We start from the raw sequence: 15,601 nt of genomic DNA, 5'->3' as shown, positions 1-15,601 counted from the left end.
CATCATTCAGTCGATCTGACGGAGGCCGGTGCGAACTTGTCGGCTAACGCTGATAAGACCTGCTGTCGATGAGGAGGACTTCCCGCTCGTTGATATGTCCGTGAAGAAACCTTGTACCTTTAGGGATCGGTATCAGGCCGCAAAATCGGTGCATGTTGACCTCGCGCCAGATGCTCAAGCAGTTGACGCGTGATGGGTTGGAGTTCTTCAACGGCTCGAGAGCAAAGCAGAAGTCGTCGCGTCGCCCAGGCGTCAGTGAGTCTGACAAATGCGATCGGCATGGTGCGACGGCAGCGGCGCGCGGCGATCTCGGGAACAATGCCAAAACCCACGCCATCCGCCGCCATCCTGCAAATGCCCTCAAAGGTTCTGAGATGCACGCGCGGCTGCAACCTATGGCCCGCGCGGGCCGCGTGGTCATCGACATGCTGCTGAAGCGCACCTGCAAAGCCGATCTGGTCCTCGCCGAGGAGTTGAGAAAAGGCGATCCGCCTTTCCCCAGCCATGGGGTGAGTGCTTGACATGACGGCGACGAGACGATCGACCGCAAATGGCGATGTTGTCAGCGGTGACGTCTCGATCGCATCGGAGACGATCCCAATCTCCGCCAGTCCGCCTGCTATTGCCTTGACGATCTCGGAACTCGGCCGCTCGGAGAGATCGACGTCGATGCGGGGATGCGCCGCCAGCCACGGTCCAAGACGGCCGGGTAGAAATTCGGCCATTGCCGCGGTATTGGCGAGGAGCCTGATCGTGGCCCGGACTCCGCGCGCATGCTCTGACAATTCCGCCTGCATCGTTGCCACTTGGCGCAAAACGAGACGGGCATGATGCGCCAATGCTTCTCCGGCCCGCGTCGCGCTGACGCCCCGCCGCCCGCGATCCAGAAGCGATACGCCGCCGGATGCTTCCATCTGACGGAGTCGCTCGCTTGCCGCAGCCAAAGAAAGATTGGCCGCCGAAGCGCCATGCGTGATGCTGCCAGCCTCCACAACGGCGAGAAAGAGACGTAAATCTGCAAGATCGAAGCGCATGGCGCAAAGATAACACACGGTCAGGCTTCGGAAAAACCGAAGCCTGACGATGGAAGTTCCCGATTGTGGCCAAGCGTCGTATTGCTCTAAGTGGCAGCATGGAGCAGATCAATTTCACCACTGTCGCAATCGCCGTCATTTTCTTTGTTGCCGGTTTCGTCAAAGGCGTCACGGGCATGGGCTTGCCCACAGTGGCCATGGGTGCACTCGGCGCGCTCCTTAATCCATTGACGGCGGCCGCGCTGCTGCTCGCGCCATCCTTCGTCACGAATGTTTGGCAGCTTCTTGCCGGTCCACGATTTGGGGCGCTTCTGCTGCGACTGTGGCGCATGATGGCGATGATCGTCATTGGCACGCTGGCCAGCTCCACCCTGCTTGCAGGCGGTAATGCCGGCCGCACCACAATAGCTCTCGGGCTCGCGCTGGTTTTCTACTCAGGCTACACGCTCCTTGCTCATCAGCACCGCGTGCCCTCCCATTGGCAGCCTTGGGCATCGCCTCTGATTGGGCTGGCAACGGGCGTCATGACAGGTGCTACGGGCGTATTCGTCATTCCCGCCGTTCCGTATCTTCAGGCGCTCGGTTTCGAGCGGGACGAACTGGTTCAGGCATTGGGCCTATCCTTCAGCATTTCGACCATTGCGCTTGCTATCGCCCTTCTCTCCCATGGGACTCTGCCAATCAGCGCACTGACGACGTCGGTGCTTGCCGTCATCCCCGCCCTAGTTGGCATGGTGGCTGGGCAGGCGATCCGCACGCGGATCAGTCAAGATGTCTTTCGGCGTGGATTTCTCGTCTGTCTCCTGATTCTGGGACTGGAAATGGCGCTTCGGCCCCTTCTGTCGCAATGACCGCTTGTGGTGGCACGAGGTGGATGTCAGTTGCTGACAACCCGGTCACGCTGCGTCTGAAGGACCTCGGGGGCCTTGAAACCCTTGCCGGCAAGGCAGGTCACCTGACCATTTGCTTCGCGACTGAAGAAGGCGGGTGCCGTCTCGGATTTCGAGGTGGCGCCTGTTATAGAAAGAAGACTTTGCGGGGAGGGCCTCATGCCGAACAATGATCTTGCGCGATTGATCGAGGCAGCCGATCGCCTCGCTGCCGGTGGGTTCACCATGGGCGCGGATTGGCAGGCGGTACACGAAATCTGCCAGCGTCACGAAGGTGAACAGCCGTTCGACTGGGGTCACGCGCTCTGCCATCGCATCGAGGGCGACGACTGGAATGCCGATTACTGGTATCGTCGCGCCGGAAAGAGACGAGGCGCCGGCTCGATGGCCGACGAGTGGTCGGCGATGCGGACGGAACTCTCTGCAAAGGCTGGAGGCTAACACCCTGACTACGCCGGTTGGAGCATAGTCAGGGTGGGTTGCCCGATTACCTGTTATTTAGTTGCGACCTGACCAGCCTCAATCCTTTTTCGGTGATCCGGTAGGGTTGGCCGCTCGAGGACTTGATGGCCCTCAGCTGCTTCAGCCTGCGGAAGAGATCGAGATCGACGCCGGGATAGAGCCAGCCATCGCGGGTGAAGCAACTGACTGCCTCGATCTTCCTGTTGTCGTCGCGAGAAATTTCGATGCGGCCGCCTTGGGCCATGAGATGCAGGATGCGCTGCTCCGTGCGAGAAATGTCCATGTGTTGAGATCCGGTATCGCGCCCGGCAGGGCGCACAAAAACGATCTGGCGCTCATTCGAACGTCAGGGCTTCGTTTTTTTCGGGCCCATGCGCGCAAGAAAACTTGCGGGCAGGGCCTTTACCGGGTCTCAGGCAGGCTCAACATAAAACACCTCGATAAGCTTTATTATTCAGCCGGGAAAATTCGGTCAAGAGCGTGCTCTCAGGTTAAAACCGGTCGAAAACCGCAATTTCCAGCCATCATCTCCTTGGAGCCACTGGTAAATTTCGCGACTCAATGGTCTAGTTGAGGGGTAACGCGGAGGTGTCGTTGATCCACATTCGCAATGCCCGCGATGGTGAAGCGGAGCTATTGAGCGAGATCGGGCTCAGGGCCTGGCAAAATGCGATGGCGTCGATCGGCGAATCGGACGCGATGATCGATGCAGCGCGCAACGCCTTTCGGAACTTCGTGGAAAACGACTGGCTGACCATCACCGTCGTCGAGCAGAACGGCCAGGTCGCAGGCTGGGCGGCGCGCGAGCGATTGGACGAAACCATCTCGGATTTCTGGATCGATCCTGCCTTCACCCGCCAGGGGCTTGGTTCGGCGCTTCTCGTCCGCATCGAAAAGGAAATCTCCGATCAGGGCTTCGAGAAGGCGGCGATGCAGACCCATTCCGGCAATAGCGAGGCGATCGGCTTCTTCCGGAAACACGGCTACAGCATCCACTGGCTCTCGGTCGCCTATAATCCGAAGCTCGACCGCGACGTGCCCTCTCTTGGACTGACGAAACAGCTCGTTTCCGATGGCGGCGGATACGGGCAGGAATTCTGACGTTTGAAAGGTGCTGCAGGAGGCGGAGGATTGCTTACTGCCGCCGGGCGTGGTTCTCGGCTCATAGCGGGCTATTCGGACGTCACGCAAAAATTGTTGCCTTCGGGATCATTCAATACGCTGTAGGCATCCGTCTCGCGGACGAATGTCGCCCCGAGGGATAGGAGCCGTTCCACTTCTTTTTGCCGGTCCGGAGCGGCGATATCGAGATGAACACGGTTGCGGGCGGTACGCTCTCCCTGGCGAAGGTGGAAGCAGAGGCGTGTTCCGGGACCATCGACCATCACCGTCGGATCCGTTTCCGGTGTCAGCCCCAATGCGGCAAGGCGGGCCAGCTCGGCATCGTCATAAGGCATCACTTCGTAGCCATCGAGCGCCGCCGCCCAGAAACGAGCAACTCGCCAGGGATTGTCGCAGTCGATGACGATTTCTTTCAGCCTTGCCATGACGCTTCTAAAACTTACCGGATCGACGCTCGGAGACGCGCTCAGCGATCGCCCCGCCGATGGCCGGCAGCAATGCGAAAAGCATGAGCTGTGGTGTTCCCTGCAACGTCAACAGGCCGGAAATGGTGAGCGCGAGCAGCAACCCTGCCAGCGTCCCGACCAGATAGGGCAGATAACCCTTCAATAACGCCTCCGTGTCGCGATGGTCCAAATCCAAGCGGCATTCGGACTCAAGATAGAGATCACAATGGTGTCGACAACTGGGGCGGTCGAAATTCGTCTCGATCGCTCGGCTTATGCGGATGTCGCCGCCCCCGGTGCAGACGGCATCTTGGCACAGACAGAAGCCGCCGACGGCAACTCTTGCGCAAGGGAAAGCCTTGCACCGCTACGCCATTTCCGTTACCTCACCAGTGGAAAAGAACAGCCTGCAAAGAGTATCAGATGACCCTTGTCGACGTCCGCACGCCTGATCCGAAACGCTTCATCCCCGGCGCCACCGGCGACTGGGAAGTCATCGTCGGCATGGAAGTCCATGCCCAGGTTCTGTCCAATTCGAAGCTCTTTTCCGGCGCTTCGACGGAATTCGGCAAGCCGCAGAATTCGAACGTCTCGCTGGTCGATGCCGCCATGCCCGGCATGCTGCCCGTCATCAACGAGGAATGCGTCAGGCAGGCGGTGCGCACCGGCCTCGGCCTGAAGGCCGAAATCAACAAGCGCTCGCTCTTCGACCGCAAGAATTATTTCTATCCCGACCTGCCGCAGGGCTATCAGATCTCGCAGTTCAAGGATCCGATCGTCGGTGAGGGCAAGATCGTCATTTCGCTCGGGCCGGATCGCCAGGGCCAGTTCGAGGATATCGAAATCGGCATCGAGCGCCTGCACCTGGAGCAGGATGCCGGCAAGTCGATGCATGACCAGCACGCGACCATGTCCTATGTCGACCTGAACCGTTCCGGCGTCGCGCTGATGGAGATCGTCTCCAAGCCCGACATGCGCTCGTCCGACGAGGCCAAGGCCTATATGACCAAGCTGCGCTCGATCGTGCGCTACCTCGGCACCTGCGACGGTAACATGGACGAAGGTTCGATGCGCGCCGACGTCAACGTCTCGGTCCGCCGCCCGGGCGAGGGTTTCGGCACGCGCTGCGAAATCAAGAACGTCAACTCCATCCGCTTCATCGGCCAGGCGATCGAATATGAAGCCCGCCGCCAGATCGGCATTCTGGAGGATGGCGGCACGATCGATCAGGAGACACGCCTCTTCGACCCGAACAAGGGCGAGACGCGCTCCATGCGCTCCAAGGAGGATGCTCACGACTATCGTTACTTCCCCGATCCGGACCTGCTGCCGCTCGAATTCGACGATGCCTTCATCAAGACGCTCGAAGCCGATCTTCCCGAGCTGCCCGACGACAAGAAGGAGCGCTTCGTGCGCGAGCTCGGCCTGTCGATCTATGACGCTTCGGTGCTCGTCTCCGAGAAGGCGATTGCCGATTATTTCGAAGCGGTCGCCGCAGGCCGTGACGGCAAGACGGCGGCAAACTGGGTGATCAACGATCTGCTCGGCGCCTTGAACCGCACCGGCAAGGATATCGAGCAGACGCCGGTTTCGCCGACCCAGCTCGGCGCCATCATCGATCTCATCAAGGCGGGAACCATCTCCGGCAAGATCGCCAAGGATCTCTTCGAGATCGTGCTCACCGAAGGCGGCGATCCCGCCGAGATCGTCGAGACGCGCGGCATGAAGCAGGTGACGGATACCGGCGCGATCGAGAAGGCCGTTGACGAGATCATCGCCGCCAATCCCGATCAGGTCGAAAAGGTCAAGGCGAAGCCGACCATGGCGGCATGGTTCGTCGGCCAGGTGATGAAGGCGACCGGCGGCAAAGCCAATCCGCAGGCTGTCCAGGCCCTCGTCAAGGCGAAGCTCGGCATCGAGGAATAAGCGGTGTACTTCGTCCGCACCGCCGGCGAACGCGACGTGGAGAAGGTGCGCGCCCTGCTGGCGGAGAGCTTTCATGCTACCTATGACGACCTCCATGGCGCAGCAAAGGTGGATGATCTCATCGCCCATCTCTTTGCGGCGGCGGCGCTGAAGGCGCGGCTGGCGCGGAAGGATGCCGAATTCCTCGTTGCCGATGACGGCCGCAATATTGGCGGCATGGGTTATGCGGCAATGTCGCAGCAATTGACGAAGACGGTCATGCTGCATCTCCTCTACGTCAGGCCGGCGCTGCAGCGCCAGGGTATCGGCCGCGATATCTTCGCCGAGCTCGAAACCTGCTTTCCGGATGCGGAGATCATGCGTCTCGAAGTCGAACCCCAGAATGCAGCGGCGATCGCCTTCTATCTCACGCACGGCTTCACCGAGGTCGGCCGCAATGAGAACAGTGGGGCCGGGCAATCCGGCATTCCCGCGCTGATCTTCGAAAAACCGCTCGAAGGGCATTGAGGCCGTGGCGGGGGAATTGCCCGACATACTCATTCGTCAGTGCCGGCGCTCGTGGCAATCTTTGCCGCCGATGCGCTCGGCGGTCATGGCGATACCACGGAAGCTGAAGCCTTCCCGGATTATGCCAGGGCCTTTGCCGCAATCGAAGCTTCGCCAGACCAGATGCTTTACGTTGCAGAGCGCGGCGGTGAGGTGGTTGGCACGTTCCAGACGATGGTGACGACGTCGCTGACCAGGCGTGGCTCCTCGGCGATGATTATCGAGGCGGTGCAGACGCGGGCCGATCTGCGCGGGCAGGGGATCGGTGCCGCGATGATCGAATTCGCCATTGCCGAGGCAAAAGGCCGCGGCATGCGGCTGGTGCAGCTGACCTCGAATGCCCTGCGTAGGGATGCCCACCGTTTCTACGAAAGGCTGGGCTTCAGGGCCTCGCATCTGGGCTTCAAGATGGCTTTGAAATGACCCGTGGCTGTCGTGGAATCGCTGGACAATTCGGCTTCGCGACGGCATAAGCGAGGGAATGAATTCTGGTTTGGCCCGCACCCGGCGGGCACAAGGAAAAGACATGTGGAATCTTCTGGTTCAAACCTTCACCTGGTGGAACAGTCAGACGATGGGCACGCGTTTTGCGACCTGGCGTTTTGGCAAGCGTGTCGGCGAGGATGAATTCGGTAACGTCTATTACGAAGGCGGCATGTCTTCCTACGGTCTGCCGAAGCGCTGGGTGATCTACAAGGGTTATGCCGAAGCCTCCGCCATTCCGCCGGGCTGGCATGGCTGGATGCATCATCGCACCGACGTTCCCCCGTCCAAGGAAAACTACGTCGCCAAGGAATGGCAGAAGGGGCATCGCCCCAACCTCACCGGTTCGCCGCAGGCTTACCGTCCGCCGGGCTCCATCGCCGTTCCGGGTGAGCGGCCGCGCGTCACCGGCGATTACGACGCCTGGACGCCCGGCAACTGAGACGGCTCGAACGGGCAATCCCAGGCCCGGCTTTTGGCCACAATTGACCTTTACCCGCAGGTTGGCCGCGCTTGACCGCGGCCGTGAACTGAAAATGTCTGGAGACGGGTACATGAAGCTCTTCACGCGGAACATGGTGCTGCGTGCCGCCGGATCGCTGCTGGCGCTCTCGGCCCTGCTTCCGCCAGTTGCGGCAAATGCCGCACGCATCGAAAATCCGGTTGCCGTCTTCTCCGGCCTCGACAAGATCACCGGCCGCATCACGACCTTCGACGTCTATGTCAACGAGACGGTGCAGTTCGGCGCGCTGCAAGTGACACCGAAGGCCTGTTATTCGCGCGACCAGGCCGAAGCGCAGAAGATCGACGGTTTTGTTGAGGTCGATGAAATCACCCTCGACCGCAAGATCCGCCGCATTTTCACCGGCTGGATGTTCGCCGCCAGCCCCGGCCTCAATGCCGTCGAGCACCCGATCTACGACGTCTGGCTGAAGGACTGCAAGACGAGCTCGGACGTCCCGGCGCCTGACGGCGCCAAGGCGACAGCCCGCTAACGCGACCTGACGGCCGCGTTATGCTGTGGGTGTCTTGTTCCCCTTGAAAAGACCCTTGGCAAAGCGAAGCGCACCGGCGAGCACGATGAAGACGAGAACGCCGGCCTTCTTGAAGAAGGCGAGAGCGAGTGCCAGCAATCCTACCTTCGCGGCAATCTTGGCGCCCGCGCCCGCAGCGATCATTCCCGCCATCCCATAGGCCGCGATCTTGTCGCCCTCGACATAGTCGCCATAAGCCATTCCCTTGTCGAACTGTACGAGCTTGGTGACGGTCGGAATGACGCCTTCGATCTCTTTCAACTGATCGACGCCGGCGACGAAGTTGAATTGAAATACGCCCTGGCGGCCGAACACACGCACGGAATAATTCAGTGTGTGCTGCGGCTGCGTGTCGTCGCCGAAGATCAGATCCCGAGCCCAGTGCATCGCATGCGCAGATCTGTCATAGTGCGGCGTGGAGGCCCAGCCGACAAGCGTGATCTTCTGAAACCCCTGCTTTTCGCGTTCGGCGTTGTTTTCGCGGATCGCGTCTTTGATGTTCTGCAGCAATTCGTCGTAGTTGGTCGTGGCGGCATCGGCGTCGGAAACATAACCGTCAGCATTGTATTCGACGGTGGAACCCCAGGCCTCGATATCGGTCGGCGCGTATTTTGCCGGGAAGATCATCCCCATCGTTCCCGCCGCCGCCGGCGGGTTTCCCCAGATATCGACGAGCACCGTCTTCGCGTCGGCAGGGCTGAGATAGTAGAAGTCGGCGGGTACGTTCAGCGTTGCCTTGGCTTCAGGCAGCTTGATCACGCCCTGCTGAAAATCGAGCTTCTCAAGCAATGGCTTTTCTGCGTCGGAAAAATCGCTCCTGTTCGCAAACATCTCTTGGTAAGGGCGTGCGCCGGCCTGACTCGTCAACAAGGCGAAAAGAATCGCGGCTGCAAAATATCGTTTCAAAATTCTATCCCCCGTTGCATTCCGGAGCCTAGCCAAACCAGGTGGAAAATCAACGTTTGGATGAATCAATCGGGCTTAAAACTTAAGGTGCGGCGACTCCATCGCCGTCGCAAGCATTACGGCATAATCGGCCTTCGGAACGTCGATCGCTCCGAACGTCTTCAGGTGCTCGGTGGTGAATTGCGTGTCGAGCAGGGTGAAGTCCCTTTCCCGTAGCCGGTCGACCAGATGCACGAGGCAGATCTTCGAGGCATCCGTGCGGCGCGAAAACATACTTTCGCCGAAGAAGGCCGAGCCGAGGGAGACACCGTAGAGACCGCCGACCAGTTCGTCGCCGTCCCAGGCTTCGACGGTATGGGCATGGCCCATGTCGAAGAGCGTCGCGTAAAGTGATCGAATCGTCTTGTTGATCCAGGTGCTCGGGCGCCCGGATGTCTCCTCCGCGCAAGCCGCGATCACCTGATCGAAAGCGTGATCGAAACGGATCTCGAAGGGTTTCCTGCGCACCGTCTTGGCAAGACTCTTCGACACATGGAAATGGTCGAGCGGCAGCACGCCGCGCAGTTCCGGTTCGACCCAGAAGATCTCCGGGTCGTCGGCGGATTCGGCCATCGGGAAGAGGCCGATGGAATAGGCGCGCAGGAGAATGTCAGGGGTGATGCCTGGTGACTTCCTGCGCGATCCTGCCATTCCTGCCCTATGCCGCCGGTGTGTTGGCGAGGTAGTGTTCCAGCCAGTGGATGTCGTAGTCGCCGTTGGCGATATCCTGGTTGGAGACGAGGTCCTGGAACAACGGCAGCGTCGTATTGATGCCGTCGACGACAAATTCGTCGAGCGCCCGGCGCAGGCGCATCATGCATTCGACGCGGGTACGGCCGTGCACGATGAGCTTGCCGATGAGGCTGTCGTAATAGGGCGGAATCTTGTAGCCCTGATAGGCACCGGAATCGATGCGCACACCGAGGCCGCCCGGCGCGTGGAAATGCGTGATCGTGCCGGGCGAGGGCACGAAGGTGCGCGGGTGCTCGGCATTGATGCGGCATTCGATGGCGTGACCGGAAAAATGCACTTCGTCCTGCGTCACCGAGAGACCGCCGCCGGAAGCGACACGGATCTGCTCATGCACCAGGTCGATGCCGGTGATCGCTTCGGTGATCGGATGCTCCACCTGCAGACGGGTGTTCATTTCGATGAAATAGAACTCGCCATTCTCATAGAGGAATTCGATCGTGCCGGCGCCGCGATATTTCAGCTTCTTCATGGCGTCGGCGCAGATCTGGCCGATTTTCATGCGCTGCTCGACGTTGAGTGCCGGCGAATTCGCCTCTTCCCAAACCTTCTGGTGGCGGCGCTGCAGCGAGCAGTCGCGCTCGCCGAGATGGATGGCATTGCCTTCGCCGTCACCGAACACCTGGATTTCGATGTGGCGCGGCTTGCCGAGATATTTTTCCATGTAGACGGCATCGTTGCCGAAGGCGGCTGCCGCTTCCGTGCGCGCCGTCGACCAGGCTTCGATCAGGTCGGCCTCGCTCTTGGCGACCTTCATGCCGCGTCCGCCACCGCCGGCGGTGGCCTTGATCAGCACGGGATAGCCGATTTCGGCGGCCGTCTTCAGCGCGTCCTCTTCGGTCTTCACTTCGCCGTCCGAGCCCGGAACGACGGGAATGCCGAGTTCGAGCGCCGTCGTCTTGGCGGTGATCTTGTCGCCCATGATGCGGATATGGTCCGCCGTCGGCCCGATGAAGGTGATGCCATGGGCATCGAGGATATCGGCGAACTTGGCGTTCTCCGACAGAAAGCCGTAACCCGGATGCACGGCATCGGCGCCGGTGATCTCGCAGGCGGCGACGATCTGGTGGATGTTGAGATAGCTCTCGCGCGAGGAGGGCGGGCCGATGCAGACACTTTCGTCGGCAAGGCGCACATGCATGGCATCGGCGTCGGCAGTGGAATGAACCACGACGCAGGCGATGCCGAGCTCCTTGCAGGCCCGGAGCACGCGAAGGGCGATTTCCCCGCGATTGGCGATGAGGATTTTCGAAATCATGGGCATCGGCCTATTCGATGACCACGAGGGCTTGGCCGTATTCGACGGGATGTCCGTCATCGACGAGGATCTCGGTCACCTTGCCGGACTTCGGCGAGGGGATTTGGTTCATCGTCTTCATTGCTTCGATGATGATGAGCGTCTGGCCTTCCTTGACGGTCGCGCCGACCTCGATGAACGGACGCGCGCCCGGAGCCGGCGCCATGTAGACGGTGCCGACCATCGGAGCATTGACGACGTTGGCGGGGTTACGGGCGGGCGCTGCGGCCGGCGCGGCAGCGGCTGCCGGCGCAGCGGCTGCGGCATAGCTGGGTGCTGCGATCGGCGCCTGGACGTATTGCGGCGTACCGGCGCGCGAAACGCGGATGCGCAGGTCGTCCTGCTCGACCTCGATCTCTGTCAGATCCGTATCGTTGAGAATATTGGCGAGATCGCGGATCAGTGCCTGATCGATACCCGATTTCTTTTCAGCCATGGTGTTGCCCTGTCTTCTTCTTATGCCGTGATGTTCTTCAGCGCGTGGAGCGCCAGGATGTAGCTGTGAGTCCCGAAGCCGCAGATCACGCCCTTGCATGCCGGCGCGATCATCGACTTGTGACGGAATTCTTCCCGTGCATGCACGTTGGATATGTGGAGCTCGATGACGGGAATGGAAATGGCGCGGATCGCATCATGCAGCGCGACCGATGTATGCGTATAGGCGCCCGCGTTGATGGCAACGCCGGCGGCCTTTTCATCTGCCTCGTGGAGCCAGTCCACAAGCGTGCCTTCGTGGTTGCTCTGCCGGAAATCGATATCAAACCCGAACTCGCGGCCGGCGGCCTTGCAGTCGGCTTCGATGTCCTTCAGCGTCTTGCCGCCATAAATGCCGGGCTCTCGTTTACCCAGCATGTTCAGGTTGGGGCCGTTCAGGACGAAAATCGTTTGCGTCATCGAATGTTCCGTAAAATGTACGACGGCAACCTATAGACTCCGCGAAGGCTGAATGAAAGCCCTTACGGGTTGGCCAGCGGGAATCACGCCACATTTGTCCACATGGCTGAAACGCTTCGATTTTGGCGATTTGATGGGCGGCCGACCGGCGGCTGGTTTGCTCAGCAGGCAGTCTTGCCGCAACTGCGCATGTTCTTGACCTTGGCTTCGAGATCGTCGAGCCCGACGGCGCCCGGCACCAGTTCGTTGCCGATCACATAGGAGGGCGTGCCGCTGATGCCGAGGCTGGAGGCGAGCTGGTAGGTCGCCTGGACGATGCCGTCATTCGGGCTCTTTGCCATCTCGGCGCGGATCTTGTCCTCGCTGACGCCGAGCGAAGCGGCGACCGCGATCGCTGTTTCGTCGGAAGCGCGGCCCTCGGTGCCGAGAAGGGCGACATGGAAATCGGCATATTTCTCCGGCGCCAGCTTGCGGAAGGCATCGGCTACCTTGTGGGCGGCGACCGAATCCGGTCCGAGGATCGGAAACTCCTTGAGCACGAAGCGGACGTTCTTGTCCTTCTTCAGCATCGCCTGCATGTCGGGAAGTGCGTGCCGGCAATAGCTGCAATTGTAATCGAAGAATTCGACGACGGTGACATCGCCCTTGGGATTGCCGAGCGTGACGTCGTTCTTCGAATCGAAGATGTCGGCGGTGTTCTCTTCGATCGCCATATTGGCCTTCACCAGCCGCTGGGCTTCCTGCTTTTTCTGCAGCGCATCCTGGACTTCGATCATGATCTCGGGATTCTCGATCAGATATTGCTTGATGAATTCGCCGAACTCCTTCTTCTGCTGGTCGTCGAGCGCCGCCGCCGGAAGCGGAAGGGCGATCGATGCGGCAAGCGCCAGTGCGGTGAAGGTTTTCGGGAAGAATGCCATGATATCCTCGTCAGCGGCGGTGTGGCCGTCTCTTTGTCGAGAAGACCGTCGTCGGGTTAATGGACTTGAATGCGTCGCGTCAAGGTACGGCGCGTCCGGTTCTCATCAAACAGGAATTTTTCATCCCCGCGCGGCCCTCGCGGGATTGTGATGAGCCGATTAATACGGCAATTGTCGGGCCGTCATTGAAGAAGCCGAGTGAGAAGCGATCTTGTTTTCCATATCGAAACGCAGCGAAGTCGAGCCTTTTCACGCTATGGACGTTCTGGCGGAGGCGACGAAACGGCGTGCAAGAGGTCATCCCGTGATTTCGATGGCGGTCGGTCAGCCCTCGCATCCGGCGCCTCAGGCAGCCCTCGAGGCGGCGCGCGCCGCACTTTCTGACGGCCGGATCGGTTATACCGATGCGTTGGGGACGGCGCGGTTGAAATCCGCACTTGCCTGGCACTATAGGGATCGCCACGGACTGGAGATCGATCCCGCGCGCATTGCCATCACCACCGGCTCCTCGGCGGGCTTCAATCTGGCCTTCCTGTCGCTCTTCGATGCCGGCGATGCGGTGGCGATCGCAAGGCCCGGTTATCCCGCCTATCGCAACATTCTCGGCGCGCTGGGTCTGAAGGTTCTCGAAGTGCCTGTCACGGCCGAGACCCACTTTACGCTCACCCCTGAGAGCCTGGAAGTGGCGCAGAAGGAAAGCGGCCTGACGCTGAAAGGCGTGCTGCTTGCAAGCCCCGCCAACCCGACCGGCACGGTGACCGGCCGCGAGGGGCTGAAGGCGCTTTCGGATTATTGCGCCGCCCATTCCATCGCCTTCATCTCTGATGAAATCTATCACGGGCTGACCTTTGCCGGCGAGGAGGCGAGCGCGCTGGAGCTGACAGACGAGGCGATCGTCATCAATTCCTTCTCCAAATATTATTGCATGACCGGCTGGCGGATAGGCTGGATGGTGCTGCCGGAACGGCTGGTGCGGCCGATAGAGCGGGTGGCGCAGAGCCTTTATATTTCCCCGCCCGAGCTCTCCCAGATCGCCGCCACCGCCGCTCTCGGCGCCGGTGCCGAGCTGGATCGTTACAAGGCGAGCTATGCCGCCAACCGCGAGCTGCTGATGCGGCGCCTGCCGCAGATCGGCCTTTCGATCGCCTCGCCGATGGACGGCGCCTTCTACGCCTACCTCGACGTCACCCGCTTTTCCAATGACAGCATGGGCTTTGCCAAACGCATGCTCGCGGAAATCGACGTCGCGGCAACGCCCGGCCTTGACTTCGATCCCCTGGAAGGAAATCGAACCCTGCGTCTATCCTATGCGGGCTCGGAAGCCGAGATCGCCGAGGCGGTGGAACGAATCGCAGCCTGGTTGAAGTAGCGCGCCGGCAGCCGGCTGCTCGCTCTCCTATCGGCTAGCTTCGCGATGAAAACAGCGAGGCGAGCGTCGAAGCCGGTTTGTTGTTCAGCCGCGGCACCACCACGAGCTGCTTGATGTCGCCGCGCTTGTAGGCGGCGAGGAAGCGCTTGTAATCCTTGAACGAGACGCAGCCGTTGGAATCGCCGTTCCTGCCGAGCATGTAGGTGTGGGCCAGCAGGCCGACGCGGTCAAAGATGGCGTCCGAACCCTCGACCGGCGTCAGGCGCAGCGCCTCGACGCCGTGGAAAAGGGCTTCGCGCATGGTGAGGACATAGGTGTGCGGCGGTGTCGGTCCGCGCATCTTCTTGTCCACGTAGCGCGGGTTGTCGCGCATCTTGCCGAGGCCGGAATGGGCTTCCAGCCGTTCGCCGTTCGGCAGATAGACGGTGCTGTTCTCGATGTCGTAGATCGCCACGCCTGCGCGCAGTTTGGGCGAAAAGACCGGCTTGTCGTAACGCGGCACGGCATCGTCTTCGTCATCTTCGATCGGCGAGTTCGGCTGGGCGTAGGCAAGTGCCGGCTCGCCAGCGCGCTGCGAACCCTTGGCGGTCGGCGCCGGTTTGCCGACGAGGCCATCGGGACGCGCCATCGGCAGCGGCACGGAACCTTCATCCGGGGCCAGGACGAGATCGAAGGGCGGCGCTTCTTCCGCGGCGGCAACCACGACAGGTGCGGGTTCTGAGGCGGGAATGGAGGCGGTTCTGACGGGAGATGCGGCCGGCTCGACCGGGGCCGGCGCGATCTGCCGGGGTCCGGCATCGGCAAGCGCAAGCAGGGCCGGGACTTCGGCTGCGGCGATGGCCTCTTTCGAGGGAATAATGATCCGGTCGCTATCGCCTGCTTCTGGCTTTACCGAGGCAAGCTCGAGCGGCGGCGGCGCGATCACATCATCCTTGCGGAATTTGGCGCTGTCGGAAATCGCGGCGACGACCGGTTGCTCGGCAGCTATGGTGAGCCGATTGTTCTTTGTCAGAGCGGCCAGCGCCGTTGCCGCGGCGGCGGTCTTTTCGGCATGGGATTGGATGAGGCTCGCCGTTAGCGGCATCTTCGGTTTCGCGTCAAAGGGAGCCAGCCGATCGGCCTTGCCGACATGAATCAGCCGCTCATGGTGTGACGGCGGCGCCAGCTTCGGCGCGGTCCCGACCTGTGTCAGGCGATCAGACGGAGAATAGGGCACGGCCATCGAATGCATCGTCGCGAAAGTCGCGATCAGCCATGTGGAGGTCAGAAATCCGGCGCCGACGACACCGCAAAGAAAACCGCGAGATCTGCGCCAACGGAAAGCAGATCCGCCAAGAGGGGTGACGTTATCGAACGTCCCGACCGCAAACGCCATACTACACTCGTCTTTCAAACTCGCTACGCAGGCCGGCGGCACTGACTGACTAAACTTCGCCGGGGCCGGTAAAGGCGCAAATGGGCCGAATTTAGACCAGTTGCGACA

General features: G+C 60.9%; 20 protein-coding genes. 9 read left to right on the top strand and 11 right to left on the bottom strand.

Annotation, left to right across the window (positions count from 1 at the left end; all coding sequences use genetic code 11):
• Positions 1–119: 119 nt before the first annotated feature.
• Positions 120–1,034, bottom strand: coding sequence for a LysR substrate-binding domain-containing protein (locus FHT75_RS16680; RefSeq protein WP_063475474.1), 915 nt, complete (start codon positions 1,032–1,034; stop codon positions 120–122).
• Positions 1,035–1,132: 98 nt separating this feature from the next.
• On the opposite strand from FHT75_RS16680, the gene FHT75_RS16675 reads away from it, so the two are divergent.
• Both FHT75_RS16675 and FHT75_RS16670 read left to right on the top strand, forming a co-directional pair.
• Positions 1,133–1,885, top strand: a complete 753-nt coding sequence (locus tag FHT75_RS16675) for a sulfite exporter TauE/SafE family protein (protein WP_183845040.1) — start codon at positions 1,133–1,135, stop codon at positions 1,883–1,885.
• Between the two features lie 198 nt (positions 1,886–2,083).
• Positions 2,084–2,365 carry a hypothetical protein gene (locus FHT75_RS16670; protein ID WP_047614833.1) on the top strand — a complete coding sequence of 94 codons (282 nt, stop codon included), beginning with the start codon at positions 2,084–2,086 and terminating at the stop codon, positions 2,363–2,365.
• 46 nt (positions 2,366–2,411) lie between these two features.
• Here FHT75_RS16670 and FHT75_RS16665 read toward each other — a convergent pair whose 3' ends face one another.
• The gene (locus tag FHT75_RS16665; protein WP_047614835.1) at positions 2,412–2,669 is read right to left on the bottom strand and encodes a YjhX family toxin; all 258 of its coding nucleotides are present in this window, start codon (positions 2,667–2,669) and stop codon (positions 2,412–2,414) included.
• Positions 2,670–2,980: 311 nt separating this feature from the next.
• On the opposite strand from FHT75_RS16665, the gene FHT75_RS16660 reads away from it, so the two are divergent.
• Positions 2,981–3,487 carry a GNAT family N-acetyltransferase gene (locus tag FHT75_RS16660; RefSeq protein ID WP_183845041.1) on the top strand — a complete coding sequence of 169 codons (507 nt, stop codon included), beginning with the start codon at positions 2,981–2,983 and terminating at the stop codon, positions 3,485–3,487.
• A gap of 71 nt (positions 3,488–3,558) precedes the next feature.
• On the opposite strand, the gene FHT75_RS16655 is transcribed toward FHT75_RS16660, so the two are convergent.
• Together FHT75_RS16655 and FHT75_RS16650 are read right to left on the bottom strand one after the other, a co-directional pair.
• On the bottom strand, positions 3,559–3,933 hold the full coding sequence (locus FHT75_RS16655; protein WP_097630867.1) for a VOC family protein: 375 nt from the start codon (positions 3,931–3,933) through the stop codon (positions 3,559–3,561).
• 7 nt (positions 3,934–3,940) lie between these two features.
• On the bottom strand, positions 3,941–4,117 hold the full coding sequence (locus FHT75_RS16650; protein WP_164735965.1) for a hypothetical protein: 177 nt from the start codon (positions 4,115–4,117) through the stop codon (positions 3,941–3,943).
• A gap of 260 nt (positions 4,118–4,377) precedes the next feature.
• On the opposite strand from FHT75_RS16650, the gene gatB reads away from it, so the two are divergent.
• The 5 genes from gatB (at position 4,378) to FHT75_RS16625 (ending at position 7,904) form a co-directional block, all read left to right on the top strand.
• On the top strand, positions 4,378–5,880 hold the full coding sequence (gene gatB / locus FHT75_RS16645) for an Asp-tRNA(Asn)/Glu-tRNA(Gln) amidotransferase subunit GatB (RefSeq protein ID WP_183845042.1): 1,503 nt from the start codon (positions 4,378–4,380) through the stop codon (positions 5,878–5,880).
• A gap of 3 nt (positions 5,881–5,883) precedes the next feature.
• Positions 5,884–6,387: a GNAT family N-acetyltransferase gene (locus tag FHT75_RS16640; protein WP_047614841.1), complete on the top strand. Its 504-nt coding sequence runs from the start codon at positions 5,884–5,886 to the stop codon at positions 6,385–6,387.
• A 51-nt stretch (positions 6,388–6,438) separates the two neighbouring features.
• A complete protein-coding gene (locus FHT75_RS16635; protein ID WP_097623178.1) occupies positions 6,439–6,849 on the top strand; it encodes a GNAT family N-acetyltransferase in 411 nt (136 codons plus the stop codon).
• 103 nt (positions 6,850–6,952) lie between these two features.
• Positions 6,953–7,351, top strand: coding sequence for an NADH:ubiquinone oxidoreductase subunit NDUFA12 (locus tag FHT75_RS16630; protein ID WP_047614845.1), 399 nt, complete (start codon positions 6,953–6,955; stop codon positions 7,349–7,351).
• Between the two features lie 112 nt (positions 7,352–7,463).
• Entirely contained in the window at positions 7,464–7,904 is a 441-nt protein-coding gene (locus tag FHT75_RS16625) for a DUF2155 domain-containing protein (protein WP_047614847.1), read from the top strand.
• 18 nt (positions 7,905–7,922) lie between these two features.
• Here the strand turns inward: FHT75_RS16625 and FHT75_RS16620 are convergent, their stop codons facing one another.
• The 6 genes from FHT75_RS16620 to FHT75_RS16595 form a co-directional block, all read right to left on the bottom strand.
• Positions 7,923–8,849, bottom strand: coding sequence for a DUF2167 domain-containing protein (locus FHT75_RS16620; protein ID WP_183845043.1), 927 nt, complete (start codon positions 8,847–8,849; stop codon positions 7,923–7,925).
• Between the two features lie 75 nt (positions 8,850–8,924).
• A complete protein-coding gene (aat, locus tag FHT75_RS16615; protein WP_063475481.1) occupies positions 8,925–9,539 on the bottom strand; it encodes a leucyl/phenylalanyl-tRNA--protein transferase in 615 nt (204 codons plus the stop codon).
• Positions 9,540–9,546: 7 nt separating this feature from the next.
• On the bottom strand, positions 9,547–10,902 hold the full coding sequence (gene accC / locus FHT75_RS16610; protein ID WP_174824496.1) for an acetyl-CoA carboxylase biotin carboxylase subunit: 1,356 nt from the start codon (positions 10,900–10,902) through the stop codon (positions 9,547–9,549).
• Between the two features lie 4 nt (positions 10,903–10,906).
• Positions 10,907–11,371, bottom strand: a complete 465-nt coding sequence (gene accB, locus FHT75_RS16605) for an acetyl-CoA carboxylase biotin carboxyl carrier protein (RefSeq protein ID WP_063475482.1) — start codon at positions 11,369–11,371, stop codon at positions 10,907–10,909.
• Positions 11,372–11,391: 20 nt separating this feature from the next.
• Positions 11,392–11,829 carry a type II 3-dehydroquinate dehydratase gene (aroQ, locus tag FHT75_RS16600; protein WP_047615706.1) on the bottom strand — a complete coding sequence of 146 codons (438 nt, stop codon included), beginning with the start codon at positions 11,827–11,829 and terminating at the stop codon, positions 11,392–11,394.
• 161 nt (positions 11,830–11,990) lie between these two features.
• Positions 11,991–12,749: a DsbA family protein gene (locus FHT75_RS16595; RefSeq protein WP_047615707.1), complete on the bottom strand. Its 759-nt coding sequence runs from the start codon at positions 12,747–12,749 to the stop codon at positions 11,991–11,993.
• A gap of 211 nt (positions 12,750–12,960) precedes the next feature.
• Between FHT75_RS16595 and FHT75_RS16590 the strand changes: the two genes are divergently transcribed.
• Positions 12,961–14,118: a pyridoxal phosphate-dependent aminotransferase gene (locus FHT75_RS16590; protein ID WP_063475483.1), complete on the top strand. Its 1,158-nt coding sequence runs from the start codon at positions 12,961–12,963 to the stop codon at positions 14,116–14,118.
• A 34-nt stretch (positions 14,119–14,152) separates the two neighbouring features.
• Here FHT75_RS16590 and FHT75_RS16585 read toward each other — a convergent pair whose 3' ends face one another.
• Positions 14,153–15,493 (bottom strand): DUF2778 domain-containing protein, encoded by a 1,341-nt coding sequence (locus tag FHT75_RS16585; protein ID WP_063475484.1) that lies wholly within the window; start codon positions 15,491–15,493, stop codon positions 14,153–14,155.
• Positions 15,494–15,601: the final 108 nt, after the last annotated feature.

This window comes from Rhizobium sp. BK112 (genome assembly GCF_014193215.1).
Lineage (GTDB): Bacteria > Pseudomonadota > Alphaproteobacteria > Rhizobiales > Rhizobiaceae > Rhizobium > Rhizobium anhuiense.
The sequence above is the reverse complement of the archived record's forward strand: the minus strand, read 5'-3'. Positions and strand labels throughout refer to the sequence as shown.